At 43.8% G+C, this 18,354-nt stretch carries 9 protein-coding genes; 5 read left to right on the top strand and 4 right to left on the bottom strand.

The window, feature by feature from the left end; all coding sequences use genetic code 11:
* Positions 1 to 85: 85 nt before the first annotated feature.
* Entirely contained in the window at positions 86 to 2,236 is a 2,151-nt protein-coding gene (locus tag G458_RS0105590; protein WP_084438828.1) for a peptidoglycan DD-metalloendopeptidase family protein, read from the top strand.
* 60 nt (positions 2,237 to 2,296) lie between these two features.
* Here the strand turns inward: G458_RS0105590 and G458_RS0105585 are convergent, their stop codons facing one another.
* From G458_RS0105585 to G458_RS0105565, 4 genes are all read right to left on the bottom strand, one after another.
* On the bottom strand, positions 2,297 to 3,094 hold the full coding sequence (locus G458_RS0105585) for a 3-keto-disaccharide hydrolase (RefSeq protein ID WP_026951028.1): 798 nt from the start codon (positions 3,092 to 3,094) through the stop codon (positions 2,297 to 2,299).
* On the bottom strand, positions 3,091 to 5,778 hold the full coding sequence (locus tag G458_RS0105580) for a c-type cytochrome (protein WP_026951027.1): 2,688 nt from the start codon (positions 5,776 to 5,778) through the stop codon (positions 3,091 to 3,093). The genes G458_RS0105585 and G458_RS0105580 overlap by 4 nt, the downstream gene beginning before the upstream one ends.
* Before the next feature lie 211 nt (positions 5,779 to 5,989).
* Entirely contained in the window at positions 5,990 to 7,501 is a 1,512-nt protein-coding gene (locus G458_RS0105570) for a RagB/SusD family nutrient uptake outer membrane protein (protein WP_026951026.1), read from the bottom strand.
* A 45-nt stretch (positions 7,502 to 7,546) separates the two neighbouring features.
* Entirely contained in the window at positions 7,547 to 10,645 is a 3,099-nt protein-coding gene (locus tag G458_RS0105565; RefSeq protein WP_026951025.1) for a SusC/RagA family TonB-linked outer membrane protein, read from the bottom strand.
* Between the two features lie 341 nt (positions 10,646 to 10,986).
* On the opposite strand from G458_RS0105565, the gene G458_RS0105560 reads away from it, so the two are divergent.
* The 4 genes from G458_RS0105560 (at position 10,987) to G458_RS0105540 (ending at position 18,003) form a co-directional block, all read left to right on the top strand.
* Entirely contained in the window at positions 10,987 to 14,142 is a 3,156-nt protein-coding gene (locus tag G458_RS0105560; RefSeq protein WP_026951024.1) for a PVC-type heme-binding CxxCH protein, read from the top strand.
* Positions 14,143 to 14,251: 109 nt separating this feature from the next.
* The gene (locus G458_RS0105555) at positions 14,252 to 15,364 is read left to right on the top strand and encodes an FG-GAP repeat domain-containing protein (protein ID WP_035467817.1); all 1,113 of its coding nucleotides are present in this window, start codon (positions 14,252 to 14,254) and stop codon (positions 15,362 to 15,364) included.
* A gap of 95 nt (positions 15,365 to 15,459) precedes the next feature.
* Positions 15,460 to 16,341, top strand: a complete 882-nt coding sequence (locus G458_RS0105550; protein WP_051287049.1) for a ChaN family lipoprotein — start codon at positions 15,460 to 15,462, stop codon at positions 16,339 to 16,341.
* Between the two features lie 255 nt (positions 16,342 to 16,596).
* Positions 16,597 to 18,003, top strand: coding sequence for a Gfo/Idh/MocA family protein (locus tag G458_RS0105540; RefSeq protein ID WP_026951021.1), 1,407 nt, complete (start codon positions 16,597 to 16,599; stop codon positions 18,001 to 18,003).
* Positions 18,004 to 18,354: the final 351 nt, after the last annotated feature.

Here is an 18,354-nt window from a genome sequence, read left to right as displayed (position 1 = left end):
CTCCTCATTTTCCAAATCCCAAGAATTTGCTTGCATTTGGTCAAATAGGGCATTTCAATTTTTCAATTCACAAACTTTTAACAAAATGTCCAAGAAAACATCTCCATCAATCCGTTTGGCTGGAGCCAAGGCGGATTTGAAATCAACTCCTGAAAAAGAATCTTCCGATTTGATTTCACGCAAACAGGTTTCGGAAATTCCGAAGCTCTCTATATCTCCCAAATTTAAGCCCGGGACCGTAGTGTCGATCTGGCATGACCCTGTGCAAGAGGCAAAAACCAGAACAATAACTATTTCAGATCTCAAATTTGAGAAAGCACCTATAAAAATGCTTTCCATGCCAAAAGTATCCCTAAGCTTTGAACCTATGGAAGGGGATAAGATTCTATTTCATCCTACTCCTGGATTTACCAGCCAACATCCGTCCTTAGCTCAAGTATCCGTGAGAGCCTACATCCTCAATCTGGAATCCAGCACCTTGGATTTGGACTCTGTTTTGTTCGAGTATCATTCAGGAAATGAACTCCTGAAAAAAACAGCTTTTCTTCCCAGCGATCAGCTACAAATAGGCCCCAATGAATTGGCATTTTGGCAGAATAGCAGGGAATATCATGAAAATGGTGATGTTATATTTCTTGAATATCCTTTTCCGACCTCACTAAAAATCTCATTTAAATTTAAAGGATTTGAGGTTCCGGTAAGCTATACCAAAAAGCTAGCTCCCTATCCTGTTTCTTTTGGATTCCCAATGGATAGTTCTGATTTGAATGAAGGAGAATATGTCTCTGGATATTCTATGCATGGAGGAGGTGATCAAGTGTTTGCCTATGATTTTGGAGTGGTGGGATATCAGTCCTCCTGGAATGGAATCGAGAAGGGGAAAAAAGGAAATGAAAATAGCCATAACTTAATTTGGGGAAAGCCAATCCGGGCCATGGCTGATGGAGTAGTTTTGAGATTTGAAAATAACATCCCCAATAACTGGGCTCCTTTTCCTCCGAATAAAACCGAAGAGTTTTATGATCAACTTGGAGAAAAGCAAAAGAACGAATTATGGGGATCCTTTCCCTATGGGGGAAGCGGAAATCACTTCTATATCAGGCATGGTGATTTAGTCGCCTTATATGCCCATATGCAGAAAGGAAGCTTAACGCCGGAGCTTATGAAGGCTGGGGCAATCGTAAAAAAAGGCCAGATTCTTGGCAAAGGAGGGAATTCCGGCAGTTCCAGTGCACCCCATCTTCATGTCCATTTAAAAACCTTCAAAAACAATAACAACCCGGAATCAGGTGATTTCAGACCTCTTCTGTTCAACACAGGGTTTGTAATCGGAGCGGCCGAATACCCAAGCCCGGGATCCAATATCTATTGGTCGAAGTTAAAAAATCAGGGAATCCCAGGACAAAAGGACAAATGGTGCCTAATTCACCCTTCCTCCACGCATCCTCTTTGCAAGATGCCAACCAATTGGGGAGAGGTGTGCAGACATGGGATCCCATCTGAAAATTATCAGAAAGAATTTGATAAGATTTGGCCATGTGGATACTATCCTATTTGGATTGATGGATTTGAGGTGAATGGAAAAACTTACTTCAATGTCATTTTCCGACCTAGTGGTGAACTGAGTTGGGTATCAAGGCATCACATGACAGGGGCGGTCTATCAAAAAGAATTTGAAAAATGGACTGGCCAAGGGTATGCTCTTACTCACGTAAATTCCTATTTGAGTGGAGGGAAAACCCTCTATGCTGCGGTATGGGTCCATGGGAAATCCATGGATTTTCTGGCTTATCATGGTAAATCCTTAAAATGGCATGAGGACAATTTCAAAAATCATTGTCAGCAAGGGTGGGTTCCGACCAATGTGTCCTGTGTGAAATCAAACAACTCCACTTTGGTAACAGCCCTTTGGGAAAAAACCAACCCAGGTGGATTTTATGCCAAACCTGCGATGACACTGCTTGAGTTCAAAGAAGCTTTTGGACAATTTACAGGTAAGGAAAAATTCAAATTGGTTTATCTGGATGCCTATCAAAATGGCCCACTACCGCTATTGAGTGGAATTTGGTATAAAAACGCCCCTAATTATTCCACTTGGTTTGAAAAGTTTAACCTTTCTGGATCCCAGTTTCAAAGTGAATACAATAACTTCTTAGGGAATGGTTTTTTGACAAGAGTAATTGCAGGGTATAGCCAAGTCAATCAGGCAAAGTTTGAAGGGGTTTGGTCAAAATAACAAAATTTGCCAATCGAGTTCAAAGGAACGGCTGACCAAAAACTGGTCAGCCGTTCTTTATTACAATTTCTTTAGCTGAATATTTTTAAACTTCACCGTCATGGGAGGTCCGACATGCATCTGCATGCCCATCAAGCCCTTCAGCATCCGGTTTTTTTGATCCTCGTCATGCACCTCACTCATCAGGGTTCCGTTGACGTAGTGCTTCAGGACATTTCCTTTGGCCACGATATGAATGTTATTCCAGTCTCCGGATTTGATGAGCGCACCCAACTCTGCCCGGTCACCCAAATCCTCTACGAGATTCAGACCTTTCCAGGCATTCCTTTCCACATAATCTCTGAGATTGGTGACATCATCCGGTTGAGTGGTAATTCTCGTCTTCTGTCCCCGGTAAGCCAAAGTAGTTCTTTTTCGCTCTTCGTAATTTTGACCAGTGTAGCGGTTTCCACCATCAATATCCGCCTGATAACCTCTCAGCGCATAAGGAACTTCGGTAAAGCGATCGCTTCGGTATTGCACGCCGGAGTTTCCTGTTTCAGAGATCCAGTAATCCATTTTCAGCTCGAAATCTCCCAGCTCCCCGCCTTTCCAAATGATGAAGGTATTGGCTTTTAAGGGATTCTCGGAATTGGTTTCACCATGGATAACCCCTTCGCTCACTTTCCAATAAGCTGGGTCATATTCCCATCCTTCCAGACTTTTCCCGTCAAAAATGGAAATAAAGTCAGCTTGAATTTCCTCGGATACTGCTACTTCTTCACTAGAATTTGGATTTTGGCAGTTCCAATTCACTAAAGCTACTGTAGCCAAAGAGGCTACAGTTAGCAGGGATTTTGAAGAGAAGGACCAGATCATTGCTGTGCTACGGTTTGGGATTTGTAAACGGCATGCTCAGGATTCCCGCCACTGATCAAATAAGCCATCAAATCCTTCAATTCCTCTTCGTTAAGACGGTTGATCAAGCCTGGCATCATGATAGACACTTCAGCATTTTTCTTAAGAACTACCGTATTTTTTGGAACGGACTTGATATCATTTGGAGCAAATGGATTCTGGGAAATGTAGTAATTCTGAGCGTCCTCATCGTTGAGTTTACCCACTATAGATCCGCCGGCTTTCAGTTCCAGAACTGTTGCATGGTACTGATCGGAGATAGTTTCACTTGGGTTGATCGTGGCTACCAGAATATCTTTGGGAGAGAATCGAGTACCCAACTGGGTCAAATCAGGACCGATGATTCCACCTTCACCCTGCATAGTATGACAAGACTGGCAAAGAACTGCTGCGTACATCGCTTTTCCTTTGACCAAATCTCGTCCTTGAAGATTTTCTACCAAAGGAGCAGCTTCCTCCACGGTCCATCTTCTTCCCGGACCTTCAGGCTGCACACCTGAGTTGACAATGTCATTTCCACTGGAGGTCAAAAGCTTTCCTCCGGACATTTCATCGTATTTTTCAAAATCTGCTTTATCCACACTTGCAAGGGCCATTTTTCGTGCACGATCCAAGAATCCGACATAGCTTCGTCCACCTTTGTATGCAGTCAAGGCATTGTTGATCCATTTAAAATATTCCTCTCTCATGGCAGGAGTCCAGCCCTTATCTGCTCCTCCAAGCACGGTGGCATAGAAGGTAGCCTGAGCCGGTGGCACATTGGCCAGCATATTGGCTATGTCCATTCCGTATTGAGGATTTCTGAAAATCAGGTCAGAAGAAGCGGTGAAGGTCTTCTGGTAGTTTGGATCATCCTTGGCATTTTTCAAAAGTGCCAAAGTCTTCTCCACTGCAGATGGTGCATCCAAATGCGTCAACAAAATGCTCAAGGAACGATCCAGCATATTGTCGTTGGCTGGGAAGTTTGGATCCAGATAAGCGACTAATTGTTGTTTTACTGGTGCTGCACCTTTATCGTAACGGTACAAGATTACTTCGATCGTTCTCAACAAATCCTGCTTGTCTTTTGCATTCAAAGATTTGTAATCAATCTGCATCAAACTATTGAGCATGGCTGCTGCATCGGCATCAGAAGCATGATGTGCTAAGGCCAAGTTGGCGTGGATTTTTTTGGCGGGATCAGTTTCTGCGAGTGCCCGTTCTTTCCAAGAAGCGATCGGTTGATGCTCTAGGACGATTCTGGCGGCATACTGTACATAGCGATCGGCATGGCCCAATTGAGCCCAAGCTTTTTCAATTCCTTCAGCTGGAGCGCCAGCCTTGTGATATTGCTCCAATTCTCTCCTGGTCTTTGCTTCCTGAGGAAGATCCGCTTCAGTCATCGGAGTATAAGTGTCCAAATCTCCTTTGTAGGTCACACGGTAAAGATCGGACTCCAGTCTTCTTCCACCTGTGGCAAAGTAAAATGCGCCATCAGGTCCGATGATCCCATCTGTCAAAGGAAGAGGTGAACCAGAAATAAACTCTTCTGCTGTGGCGTCATAGGTAGCTCCGTTTGGAGTCAGGTGAATGGCATAAATAATCCCGAAACTCCAGTCAAATGCATACAATGCCTTTTTGTACTTGCTTGGGAAATTTGCCCCATAGCCAAACATAGCATTAGTTGGTGAACCTTGGCCAATATTCAAAATAGCAGGTAGATTGTCCGGATAGTTTGGAGACCACTTAGAGTTTCCGGTTCTCCATCCGAATTCAGAACCACTGGTCACGTGGTTGATTCGGGTAGGACGGTACCAAGGCATTCCAAAGTCCCATTCCATATCGGCATCGTAAGCGAAAATATCCCCTACCTCATTGTAATCGAAATCAAAAGCGTTTCTAAATCCGGCCCCAATCAATTCCCAGTCAGTTCCTTCTGGATTAATTCTGGCGATCCATCCCCCAGGTGCCATTCGGCTGTTGGCATGTCCGCGAGGGTCTTTGATCAAGGGAAAAAGGTTGTCTTCCTGCCATACTGGAGGAAGTCGGTAGGAATTCATTTCCGGTACGTCCACATGATTTCCGGCAATGAGGTAAATACCTTTTCCATCCGGTGTCACTTTCATGGAGTGAGGGCCATGCTCCCCTTGCTGTCCTTTCAGTTCCCGGATTTGAGTAACCGTTTCAAACTGGTCATCTCCATCCAAATCCTGAATTCTATACAAGCCGGTAGGCTGGCTAAAAGTCTCATTCGGATTGTGATTCACCATCACATACAGGGAATTGAAAGCATACAGAAGGCCTTGGGCATAGCCCATTCCTACCTGAGGCTCGGCCACATTGCCGACGATCAGCTTTTCAACTTTTGGCTTGACGGTAGAGTCAGAACCGATAGGAGGAAGCTCCAGTCGATACAAGAAACCATATTGATCAGAGGTAATCATTCTTCCTTTGTCATCAAAGGTCATGGCTACCCAAGATCCCTGGTCATTTACACCCGGGCTGTAGAGCAGCTCAGCCTCAAATCCATCGGGAAGTTTTAGCTTATCAATTTTGGGGTTTCCGGTGAGTTTTCTACCGGACTCTTCCTTTTGGCCACAAGAGGCTGCCAACACGAGCAAGCCCAAAAGGAAGATAAAGGGTTGAGAGATTTTTTTAAGAAACATAGGTATCGGATTTATTGCTTTCAAATGGAGAAGTCTTTGATTTCCAAATTGCTATTTATTTTCTGGTCAAAGTAGCCATTCACAAAGGCTATTTACTATTTATCAATTTGTCCACTGTCCTGCTATATCTGCCAAAAAAATAACCCAGTGTCATCAGTAACATTTCGAAAAACCTACTGGACACCGGGCTATTCCATTGAAGAAAACCAACTTAGAAATAAGGACTCAAATCAGATTCAGCGGCTGGATAGGCATAGAATTTACTGAGATTGGTAAAGACATTGCTTCTCGGAACTGCTCCAGCTAGGGGTGGATAGTAATAATCCAATGGATTAGCTACAATTCGTTGTCCATAAGGAATGATGATCTCTTGGATTCTGTCAGTTCTTTGGATATCAAACCATCTTTTGTTTTCGAAGGCCAATTCTACTCTTCTTTCTTTGAAAATGGCTTCTCTCAAAGCTGTTTGACTGGTAGCAGTGGTAGCAGGCAATCCGGCACGTGTTCTAATTTGATTCAGAAAGCCAACTGCTGCACCTGTTTTACCTTGTTCATTAGATGCTTCTGCAAGGAATAATAAAACCTCAGCATAACGATATACAGGCCAGTTCATTCCGTGGTTATTATGTTGGGAATGATTGCTCTGGTATTTTTTTATGTAAGGATAAACCTTGTTGGTTCTGAAACTACCTGATAGGGTTACGTATCCAATGGAAATATCTTTTCGCTTATCGCCAGGCTCATAGGCCGCAATGATATCCGGCGTAGGAATATTGTTACCCTCTCCGTCTATATTTTGAGGATTGCTGGTTCCCATAATGGGCTGCAATTCTGCAGCGGAAATTGGTCTAGGCATAAACTGGTACATAAAATTTCCCTGTAGCCCAGCTGCACCTTCCAAGTACTGCACCTCAAATACTGACTCTGCATTGTTTTTATTAGAAGTGTTTTTGGAAAATGCCATATCGTAGGTTGACATCAGTGAATATCTACCTGAGGTCACCACCGGTGTCAACACCTGTTCAGCATCCGCCCATCTCTTCAGGTTGATATATACATTTCCTAACAAGGTCCTAGCGGATCCCTCGGTAGCTCTACCCGGTTCTTGCTTTGATTTATCAGGTAAAAGCGGAATAGCCGCAGTTAAATCAGAAATAATTTGGGCATAAACTTCAGCTTCCTCAGCTAAAGGCAAAGCAGCTTCTTCCCTAGAGGCAACCGGAGTCAAATGCAGAGGAACTTTTCCAAAATATCTCGCCAATTCAAAGTAGGCGAAAGCTCTTAAAAAGAGTGCCTGTCCTTTAACATTGGCTTTTGCTGCTGCATCAAAATTCACATCATCAATCAAGGCAAGGATTTGATTCGTACGGGCAATTATCAAATAATCTTGTCTCCACTGGTTGAGGACGTGGACATTGGCGGTGGTTCCGTTAGAAACAGGAACAGAGAAATCTGCCAAGTCTTCTTGGTTATCCACCGCACCGAAGAGCACATTTCGGGCATAATAAGTATTGTCCGAATGCATTTCGGCCAATAGCCAAGATCGATCGTTGAAGATGGTTCTCAAGGGAACATAGGCTGCATTTACGGCTTGCTCAAAGTCTTTTTGATTCTTAAAGAAAGTAGCCGAACTCAACTGGGTCTCGGGTACTACTGTCAGAAAATCTTCACAGCTGGTAAAAAACAAACTGGCCGCGAGAAGGACTGGAATATATTTTTTCATTTTAGTCATGTTTAGGTTGATTAGAATTGATCAGATTTCAGCCAATTAGAAGGTGATATTGGCACCAAAGGTGATCGATCTTGGCACTGGATAAGGAGCCAAATCAACTCCTGGACTTAAGTTTCCACCATCTCCCTGACCATTATTCTGATTGCTCACTTCAGGATTGGACCCTCCCCAATAAGGTGTAAACACCCACATGTTTTGGCCGGAAAAGTATAGTCTCGCAGATTTTACAGTTTTAGAAAGATTAGTGAAGGTATATCCAACTGTAATGTTTCTTATGGTAAAATAGGACGCATCCCAAACAAAATTACTGTTAGGCCAATCCCTTTCTACCCCTGTGACATTTCCTCCACCGACAGTGGTACCGAATATTCCCTCACCCGGATTTTCAGGCGAGCGAAATCTGTCTTTAGCTCTCCTAACCATATTAAATACCCCATCTAAATTCGCAGTGGAAAATAAGTGTCTCATATAAACTTCATTTCCCTGAGATCCTGAGGCAGTGATGCTGGCATCAAATTTTTTATACCTGAAATTGTTGACGAGTCCATAGATAAAATCCGGGAATGGATTCCCTATAATGGTTCTATCATCATTATCTCCACCGAAGGTGATCACTCCATCGCCATTGACATCCTTAAGTTTGATACTACCTACAGTAGATCTACCGGGGATTTTTGGAGAATTTGCCAAGTCTTCGGCATTCGCATAATTACCGAGCTTCTGTAATCCATAAAATTGACCAAATGGCTTTCCTACCTGAGTGATATGCCATGAACCATACACACGGTCAATTCCATCTGCAAGAGAAATTACCTCATTTCGGTTAATCGATAGGTTCGCATTAATTGACCAAGTAAAGGAGCCGGTCACAGGTGTTGCATTGATTGCAAATTCATGCCCCCAGAATTTAATCTCCCCAATGTTATCATTGAAGTTTGTGAAGCCAGATTCTTGGGGAATTTGGACAGCAAACAAGAGATTAGTTGTGTTTTTGGTGTAAAAATCATAAGTGAACTGAATTCTGTCATCCAAAAACCCTAGGTCAAATCCCAAATCAAATTGGGATGTAGTCTCCCATCCTAAGTTGGGATTATCCAAAGAAGTTACGGCTGCACCAGAAACCACATTATTACCAAAAGCGGCATTGATAGTATTATTTACCAAGGCATACTGCGTGTAGTTACCGATGTTATTGTTTCCCGTTACCCCAAAGCTTGCCCGAATCTTTGCAAAAGAAACAGTCTTGTTGTTTTGTAGAAAACCTTCATCAGACAAAACCCAACCCACCGAAGTGGAAGGGAAAACACCCCATCTATTTTGAGATCCAAATCTTGATGAACCATCACCTCTTACTGATGCAGTAAGCAAGTATTTACCCTTATAATTATAAGTTAATCTTGAAAAAATTGAAGTGAGTGACCACTCAGCGACATCCGAAAGAGTTCCACCCCTGTTGACGTTTATTGCGCCTTGGATTGTAGGGAGTCTATCATCTGCGTAAGTATCCGCCTGTATTCTTGTTCTGTCACTTCTAAACTGCTGATTTGACAAACCACCTAGTAATTCAAACGAATGATCTTGGATAGATTTTCTGTAAGTGACAATGTTTTCGTTTAGCCAAGAAAATGTTTCAATGTCATCTCTCACCGATACGGCCACTGTAGGTATTGCTACATTGATAGCAGAAGTAGCAGTGGATGGGTTGAAGGAGAAAAACCTGGAATTTCCGATTTCTGCATTGAATGTAGATTTAATGGATAATCCAGGAATAGGTCTCCATTCTGCATAGGTATTCGCTAAAACATTTGTTTGTTTGGTCTCATTGATGATCTCCTGTGCAGATCTTACCCAGTTGGGATAAGCGAAAATATTGCCGGTATTGGATGGGAATCGATTAAAAAACGTCAATTCACCTTGCTCATCAAAAATCGGCATGACGGGCCAAGTATGAAGGGCATTAAATAAAATACCTGTTCCTCTTGTACCATCAGTTCTAGGAGTATTGTCATAAACGTAATTTGGCGCAACATTCACCCCAATATTTACCTTATCAGAAACCTGATAATCTGTATTCATTCGCAGGGAATATCTTTGGTAGTCGGTATTTACAACCACTCCTTTCTGATCAAATACACCCGCAATGATTGCCGTATTTACCCTTTCTTTATTTGAGGTCACGGTCAAATTATACGAGGTAATTGGAGCTGTTTGGAGCATGGCATCATACCAATCGTTGTTTTTGTCCCGATATTGGGAAGGGTTTTGAAAAACCTCAGGTACAGCCTGACCTGCATCCTCATAATATTCTTTTTTAAACTGTGCGAATTCCTCCGCATTCATCATTTCCAATCTCCCTTTATCAGGCACAGTTTGGAACCCTGTCCATACATTCAAATTCACATTGGTTTGTCCTGCCTTACCTTTTTTAGTGGTAATCAAAACCACTCCATTGGCAGCTCTTGACCCGTAAAGTGAGGTAGAGGCAGCGTCCTTTAATACAGATATATCCGAAATTTCGTCTGGGTTGATTTGATTGATATCTCCGGTAATCGGAAACCCATCCACTACATACAATGGATCACTTCCACCGGTAACAGATAGCTGGCCGCGTATTCTCACGTTCATACCTTGACCAGGCTTACCAGTCGTTTGGTTGATCTGAACTCCAGCCAATCGTCCTTGAAGCTTTTGAGCTACTGAAGAAACTGGAAGGTCTTTTAATTCAGCTTCGTTCACCGTTTGGATAGCACCCGTCACCTCTTTCTTAATTTGGCTACCATACCCAACAACCACAACCTCTGAAAGGTCAGACATAGAAAGGTCAAGATTTACATTGATGTTGGTTTGTCCGGCAACTACAGGCACCTCCTTAGAAGTATATCCTACAAAGCTGATGACCAAAATCTGGCCTGGATTAGCATCTATGGTAAAAGAACCATCAATGTCTGTGACTGATCCTTTTTGAGTGCCTTTTACAAGTACCAATGCCCCTGGGACGGGCTCGTTGTCCGGTGCAGATCTCACAACTCCTCTGACGGTTTGTGACTGCCCGTAACTCACCATGCTGACGCTCAGCATTAGAAATAAAAACCCTAAAAAGCGGGCTTTTATCTTAGATAGATAGTGGTTATTCATATACACGGGTTTAATGTTTGATAAGAAATACAATTCCAAGATTCATAGATATATCCCAAATCCTATCCTGTTGAATCCTGCATAAAACCCAGAAAATCAGCATCTAAAACACAGGACACCACAGGACACCCCGATCAAATTGGATTCCCTCCGCTTAACTTTTCTTTTGCTCCTGTTGATAAAAAAGATGTTAAAATCGGGACAGCTCAGGACACTGTTTTATTATTATTTGGCAAACTCTAGGCAAATGAATAATCCGACAGTCTAATTTCTCCGTTGCCAGAATTTCTATTGGTAAATCATACCAATCTCCCTATACTTAGTATCCAATCTACTATCGAATGAAGACCTCCTTTAAGTTTTTACCACTTGCTGGGATTATCCTGCTGACTTTCTTTTTCATCCGTTGCACTCCTGAAAAAACTTTGGAACTCCGGAAAAATTCAAGAATTACCCTAGTGGGTAATAACCTTGGATCAAGAATGATGGAATTTGGCTGGTTTGAGACTGAAATGCATCTGCGCTATCCTGACAGCACTCTTTTCATCCGAAATCTTTGCGATCCGGGGGATACTCCTGGGTTTCGTCCCCGATCTGGAACCAATGATCCTTGGGCTTTTCCAGGTGCGGAGGATTTTCAGGAAGAATATGCCACCAAATCCAACAGCGAAGGGTTTTTGGAAAAACCTGACCAATGGCTTACCCGATTACAGGCAGATATCGTGATCGGCTTTTTTGGCTTTAATGAATCCTTTCAAGGCATAGAAAAACTGCAAAACTATAAAGACGAACTCGAGGCTTGGATTCTTCACTCCAAATCCCAGCAGTATAATGGGAAAAGTGCGCCCCAACTTGCCTTGGTTTCCCCGATTGCCTTCGAAGATCTTTCTGCTTCTAAAGATGTACCCGATGGAAAAAAGGAAAATGAAAACCTAAAACTCTACACCGAGGCCATGCAGGAAATAGCCAAAAAGCATGACTTGGTCTTTGTGGATGCCTTTAGCGCGAGTAAAAAGTGGTACGAATCCTCAGAGGAACCTTTGACTATCGATGGATCCCAGCTCAATGAAGAAGGCTACCGAAAACTAGCCCTGTTACTTTCAGACAAACTTTTTGGCAAGGAAAGCCGGAAAGCTGAGGCTAATCTTGAACTCATCCACCAAGCAGTAAGGGAGAAAAACTGGCTTTGGCACAATGACTACAAAATCCCGAACGGAGTCCATGTCTTTGGCCGACGCTATGATCCTTTTGGACCGGACAATTACCCCTTCGAACTTGAAAAAATCCGGCAAATGACTGCGATACGGGATACCGCCATCTGGGAAGCCAATTTGGGCAGGAAGAAAGACCTTGCTGCCGCCGATGCCAAAACCCGCCCCCTTCCTGAAGTGGAGACCAATTTTAATCCTCAGGCGAACGGGAGTCTGGAATACAAGTATGGAGAAGAGGCCCTGAGCACTATCAAAGTACCTCAAGGCTATAAGCTGGAGCTTTTTGCCTCCGAGCAGGAGTTTCCAGATCTGGCCAATCCCGTTCAGCTTACTTTTGACAACAAAGGAAGACTTTGGGTGGCTACTATGCCCAGCTATCCTCATTACAAACCCGGAGACCCTAGGCCCAAAGACAAACTGATTATTCTGGAGGATACAGACGGAGATGGCAAAGCAGACAAACAAACCACTTTTGCCGAGGACCTGCATATTCCTGTGGGATTTGAAATTGCTGCAGAAGGGGTCTATGTCTCTCAAAGTCCCAATCTGATTTTGTTGGAAGACACCAATGGGGATGACAAAGCCGACAAAAGAACCATTTTGCTCAGCGGATTTGATGATCATGACACTCATCATGCGATTTCAGCTTTTACTACTGATGAGAGCGGGGCGATCTATATGGCCGAGGGAGTCTTTTTGCATACCAATGTAGAAACTTCCTATGGCCCTGTCCGAGCTACCAATGGGGGCTTCTACCGCTATGAACCCAAGCGACACAAGCTGGAGCGGGTCAATCAAGTCTCCATTCCCAACCCTTGGGGAATAGCCTTTAATGACTGGGGGCAAAACTTTTATGCCGAAACCTCCGGCCCCAATGTCAACTGGATGCTTCCGGGATCGACCTTACCCCGATATGGAAATGCAAATTTCAAGGGGCCCAATTTGATCGAGCAAGCCCACATGGTACGACCGACCTCAGGCTTGGAATTTATTTCCAGCAGGCATTTTCCGGAAGACATTCAGGGCGATTTGATAATTAACAATACCATTGGATTTTTAGGGACCAAACAGCATCAGGTTTTGGAAGATACGGTAGGGTTCACTACAAAATGGAGACAGGACTTGATGGTCTCCACTGACCGAAATTTCCGCCCTGTAGACATGGAAATTGCTCCTGATGGCTCCCTTTACATAGTGGATTGGCACAACATCCTGATCGGGCACATGCAGCACAATGCCAGAGACCCTCTTCGGGACCATGTGCATGGCAGAATCTACCGTCTCACTTATCCTTCCAGGCCATTGGTGACTCCTGCCAAAATCGATGGAGCAAGCATCTCTGAATTATTGGAAAACCTTAAGCTTCCAGAATACCGGACCAGATACCGAACTCGGCGGGAACTCCGGGGAAGAAATCCTCAGGAAGTTTCTGAGGCCGTCAGCAATTGGGTAGCCAATCTTGATAAAAACGACCCCAATTATGAACACAATCGTCTGGAAGCACTTTGGGTGACTTGGGGTATCAATCGGGTCAATCAGGACCTTTTGAGAGAAGTCTTGAAGTCCTCAGATTATCGGGCCAGAGCAGCCGCAGTCCGAGTACTGAGATATACAGGTCATCAGGTCAAGGAACAAGCCTCCCTTTTGATGGAAGCGGTAAAAGATTCCAATGGAAGAGTTCGTATGGAAGCCATTGCAGCCGCGTCTTGGTTGCCGAGAGAAATTGGCCTTCCGATTTTGGCGGAAGCAGAAAAGCAGAAAAATGATAATACCTGGATTCCAAGAACCTTGGAAACTGCCGTAGCTCACCTCAATGGGCTTTCAGTGGCTCAGAAAAAAGAAGAGGACATCAAGTCCTCCTTAACGGGTTCGGATCGGGAGCTCTTTGTTCTTGGAAAAGAAATCTACGCCAAAGAAGGTTTCTGTGGAACTTGCCATCAAGAAAACGGGGGGGGACTGGTTGCTTCTGGATTTCCTCCGCTTCGCAACACCCCTTGGGTCACAGGGAGTCCAGAACGATTGGTGAAGCTAGTATTGAATGGTCTGTTGGGTCCAATTACAGTTAACGGTCAGGAATATCCAGGCCAAGTGCCCATGACGCCATTTCAAGGGATGCTTAATGATACGGAGGTCGCTGCAGTTTTGACTTATGTAAGGAACTCTTTTGGCAATAAAGCTTCCCCGATTTCTCCTGAACTGGTCAAACAAATCCGGGAAGAAACCAAAAACAAAGAGGGATTCTGGAACCCATCTGAATTGCTGAAAATGCATCCGATGGAGAAGTGAGGGGATTGGAAAATTTAAAAATTGAAAGATTGGAAAATTGGGAACGATCTTCGAAGGAGTCCACACGTTATCTACTAGGTCGTAAATCAAAAATCGTAAATCGCACTTCATGAAAACTCGCTTATTTCTGATTCCTTTTCTTTCGATCTGTGCCTGCACCTTTTCCCAGACGAAGAATCTTCGTTTTGAGAAACAAGTGATCGCTTTTGAAAGCTATGAATCCGTCGGCACTTTGGATGTGGATGGAGATGGTCATTTGGATTTGGTTTCGGGTAGTTTTTGGTACAAAGGGCCAGAATTTATTGACCGAAATCTAATCGGTCAGGTGAAGCGATACAGCGAATATTACGAGGACTTTGCCACCATTCCCATGGATGTCAACGGTGACGGAAAGATGGACTTCATTACCGGGGGCTGGTTTGAGGGGAAACTTATATGGAAGGAAAACCCTGGCAATTCGGGAGAATGGAAAGAACATCTCATCGCCGAAACCGGGAATATTGAAACCATCCGGGCATGGGATATTGATGGGGATGGGACTTTGGAAATTGTGCCTAATACTCCCAGAAAACCCTTGGCTTTTTACAAATGGGTCGGCCCCAATCAATTTGAAAAATATGAGGTCTTTGAAACTCAAGGCCATGGTCTTGGTTTTGGGGATATCAATGGGGATGGATGGGGTGACCTGATCAGCTCCATGGGCTGGTACGAGGCGCCTGCAGATTTAAGGCACGGAGAATGGACTTTCCACCCCATGGATGGATTCAAGGATTTGAGCATCCCGATTATTTTGACAGATCTGACGGGCGATGGAAAAAATGACCTGATCCTCGGCAATGGCCACGACTATGGCTTGTACTGGATGGAACAAATCGAAAGAGACGGCCGGATCGATTTCCTAAGACATAGTATTGATCCCTACCATTCTCAATACCACACCATGGAATGGGTGGACTTGGACGGAGATGGAAAAAATGAATTGATCACGGGCAAGAGGCACCGTGCCCATAATGGGAAAGATCCCGGAGGAAAGGATGAAATAGGGCTTTATTACTTCAAGTGGGACGGGAAGAATTTCGTAAAAAACGTAATCAGCTATGGGCCTTTGGGCGAAGGAAAAGGATCTGGAATTTATTTTTCAGTAGCAGATCTCAATAAGGACAGCAAACCAGATATTGCTGTAGCCGGAAAAGATGGGCTAGTGGTTTTCTGGCAGAAATAAGTAATTCATTTATTTAGATTACCCAATTGAGGAAAATATCCATATTCGGGATATAGTTGAGAACATAAAATCACCCAAAATACCAACCCAAACTTATGAGAAATGTACTGCTTCTTTGCCTGTGCTTTTTTTGCAGCACATGGTTTTCCCAAGCCCAAACTAAAACCGCCTACCAATTATTTGGCAACGACGGGCAACTCGCCGAGTACGATCAAATGATCAAAGATCTTGCCGAAAGCGACATGGTGTTTTTCGGGGAATATCATAACAATCCAATTTCCCATTGGCTTCAATTAGAAGTGAGCAAAAGCCTCTATGAGGTCAAAGGAGACAAGCTGTTTTTCGGCGCTGAAATGTTTGAGGCAGGCAACCAACTGGTCCTGAATGAATACCTGGCGGGCTTCTATGCTGAGGACAAAATGCTCCCAGAAATCACCCAGCTTTGGAGCAATTACAAGACGGATTACAAGCCACTTTTGGAATTTGCGAAAGCAAAGAACCTGAGATTCATTGCAACTAATATCCCGAGAAGATATGCCTCCATGATCAACAGCCTTGGAATGGATGCTTTGAAAAAACTAAGCCCTGAGGCAAAAAAGCTAATCAGTCCCGATTTGGAGAAGTACTTTGACCCGACGGTCAAAGCCTATGCTGAAATGGCTGACAAAATGGGTGGACACGTGCCACCGAACATGCTGAATATCCAGACGGCCCAAGCCTCCAAAGATGCGACAATGGCCCACTTTTCCCTTCAAAACTTTAAAAAAGGCGATTTATTACTTCATTTTCAGGGCTCTTACCACTCCAATTACAATCAGGGAATCATTTGGTGGATCCACAAAATCAAACCCGGTCTCACCATCAAATCGATCACTACAGTCACCGAGTCTGAATGGAGTAAGATGAGCACCCAAGAGAAAGCCGAAATTGCAAACTATACGATCGTGGTTGCGGATTCGATGACAGCCACTAAATAATCGGTAGAATGCCCTGAAACTTCTCCCAAGTAAAGAACCGTGAACAGATTACCTGCCTGACTTGGATCCTTGACATCAAGAAGTTCACAGCCCCCACTGCCTGATAAAGTGTCTAAAAAGCCTCAATTCCGTAAGAAATTGAGGCTTTTTTCACATATCCCTTTTACAAATCTGGCCCTTTCGGCCGATAATCAAAAAAACGGCAGGATTCCCCATTCCTTTTTTTAAATTCCAATCTCTAAAACCCATTAACCGATGAAAAACAACAGTCATTCTTCCCGAAGAAAATTCCTCCAACAACTTGGAGCTACGAGTCTGGTGACTGCTTCAGCTCCCTTTGTTTCCTTGGGAGCTCAGGAAAAAGCAGAAGAAAGAATTCTCCATTACGAGCGAAAAATCAGCTCCAACGACACCATTCGAATCGGAGTCATCGGGTATGGTGTGCAGGGACATTTTGACTTGACCACTGCCTTGAAGGTTCCCGGAGTGGAACTGGCCGGGATTTGTGACTTGTATTCTGGGAGATTAGAGAATGCTCAGGAGCAATTTGGAAAGGATTTATTTGTAACCAAGAATTATAAGGATTTGTTGGATCGCCCGGATATTGATGCGGTCCTGATCTGTTCGGTGGATGTCTGGCATGCGCAGATGACCCTGGATGCTCTGGCAAAAGGCAAACATGTTTACTGTGAAAAGCCGATGATTTATCAAATATCTGAAGGGTATCCGGTCATGGAAGCCGCCAAAAAATCAGGTAAAATCGTGCAGGTAGGCAGCCAGAGAGTAAGCAGCATTGGATACCAAAAAGCCAAGGAACTACTGGCTTCTGGTGAAATCGGAGAGCTCAACATGGTCAATGCCGTGTATGACCGGCAAAGCTCCATCGGAGCCTGGCAATACACCATCCCGAAAGACGCCAATCCCGAAACCACCAGCTGGGAGAAATACATCGAAATCACCGAAAAGATGGATTTTGATGCCAAAAAATTCTTTTGGTGGAGAGCTTTTAAGGAAGTAGGAACTGGAGTTGCCGGGGATTTATTTATCCATTTGCTAAGCGGAACTCATGTCATCACTGGCTCTAAAGGTCCTGAGTCCATTTTCAGCACCGGTCAATTTAGCTATTGGAACGATGGAAGAAACCTTCCTGATGTGATGTCAGGAGTCATGCAATATCCTGAAAGCCCAGAGCATCCGGCCTATCTGATGACCTTGCAGGTAAACTTCATCAGCGGGACAGGGGGACAGGAAATCATACAGCTGGTAGGTTCTGAAGGGGTGATGACCCTGAGAGGTAATGGACTGTCTGTTACCCATAGCATTTTACCGGAAGCTCCTGGATTTGGAGGATATGATTCATTGTTCACTTTTTCGAAAAAGATGCAGGATGAAATGCGGGCAGAATACGAGTCCAAATGGACTCCTCAACAACGCAGCAGACCTACCAAAGAGGACATTGTTTTCCGTGCTCCGGATGGCTATAGCGACCATTTGGATCACTTTACCAATTTCTTTGATGCGATCCGGACCAATGGAAAAGTAGTGGAAGATGCTGAGTTTGGATTCCGTGCAGCGGCTCCGGCTTTGGCGTGTAACCAAAGTTATTTTGACCAGAAAATCATCCACTGGGACCCGGTAAACTTGAAGTTGAAAAAGAGCTAATCCTGTACTAGTTCCCGCTGATGGTCAGTTGTGGTAAAAAAATTCCCAAAGATCTACACGGATAAAATTACAGATGCTTACGGATTATTTGAGGTTAGAATCTTGTTTGGGAAAGAGTAAGTTTTATTTCCCGCTGATTTTCGCAGAAAAATCCGCTGATTCCCGCTGATGGTTAGTCGAAAAGCTTGAAATCTCGAGGTGTTCTATGTTCCTATGTGGAAAAAAATAGTTCCCGCTGATTATCGCAGAAAAAGACGGAGATTTTCGCAGAAAGTGAATCAATTTTTCAAAGATCAACTCTGTGCTTTATGGAGTAAAATGTGTTTCCCAAAGAAAGGCACAGATTTTCAC

Origin of the sequence: Algoriphagus mannitolivorans DSM 15301, assembly GCF_000429425.1 — a bacterium.
Classification (GTDB): Bacteria; Bacteroidota; Bacteroidia; order Cytophagales; family Cyclobacteriaceae; genus Algoriphagus; species Algoriphagus mannitolivorans.
Note: the sequence above shows the minus strand (reverse complement) of the source record. Positions and strands in the feature narration are given on the sequence as shown.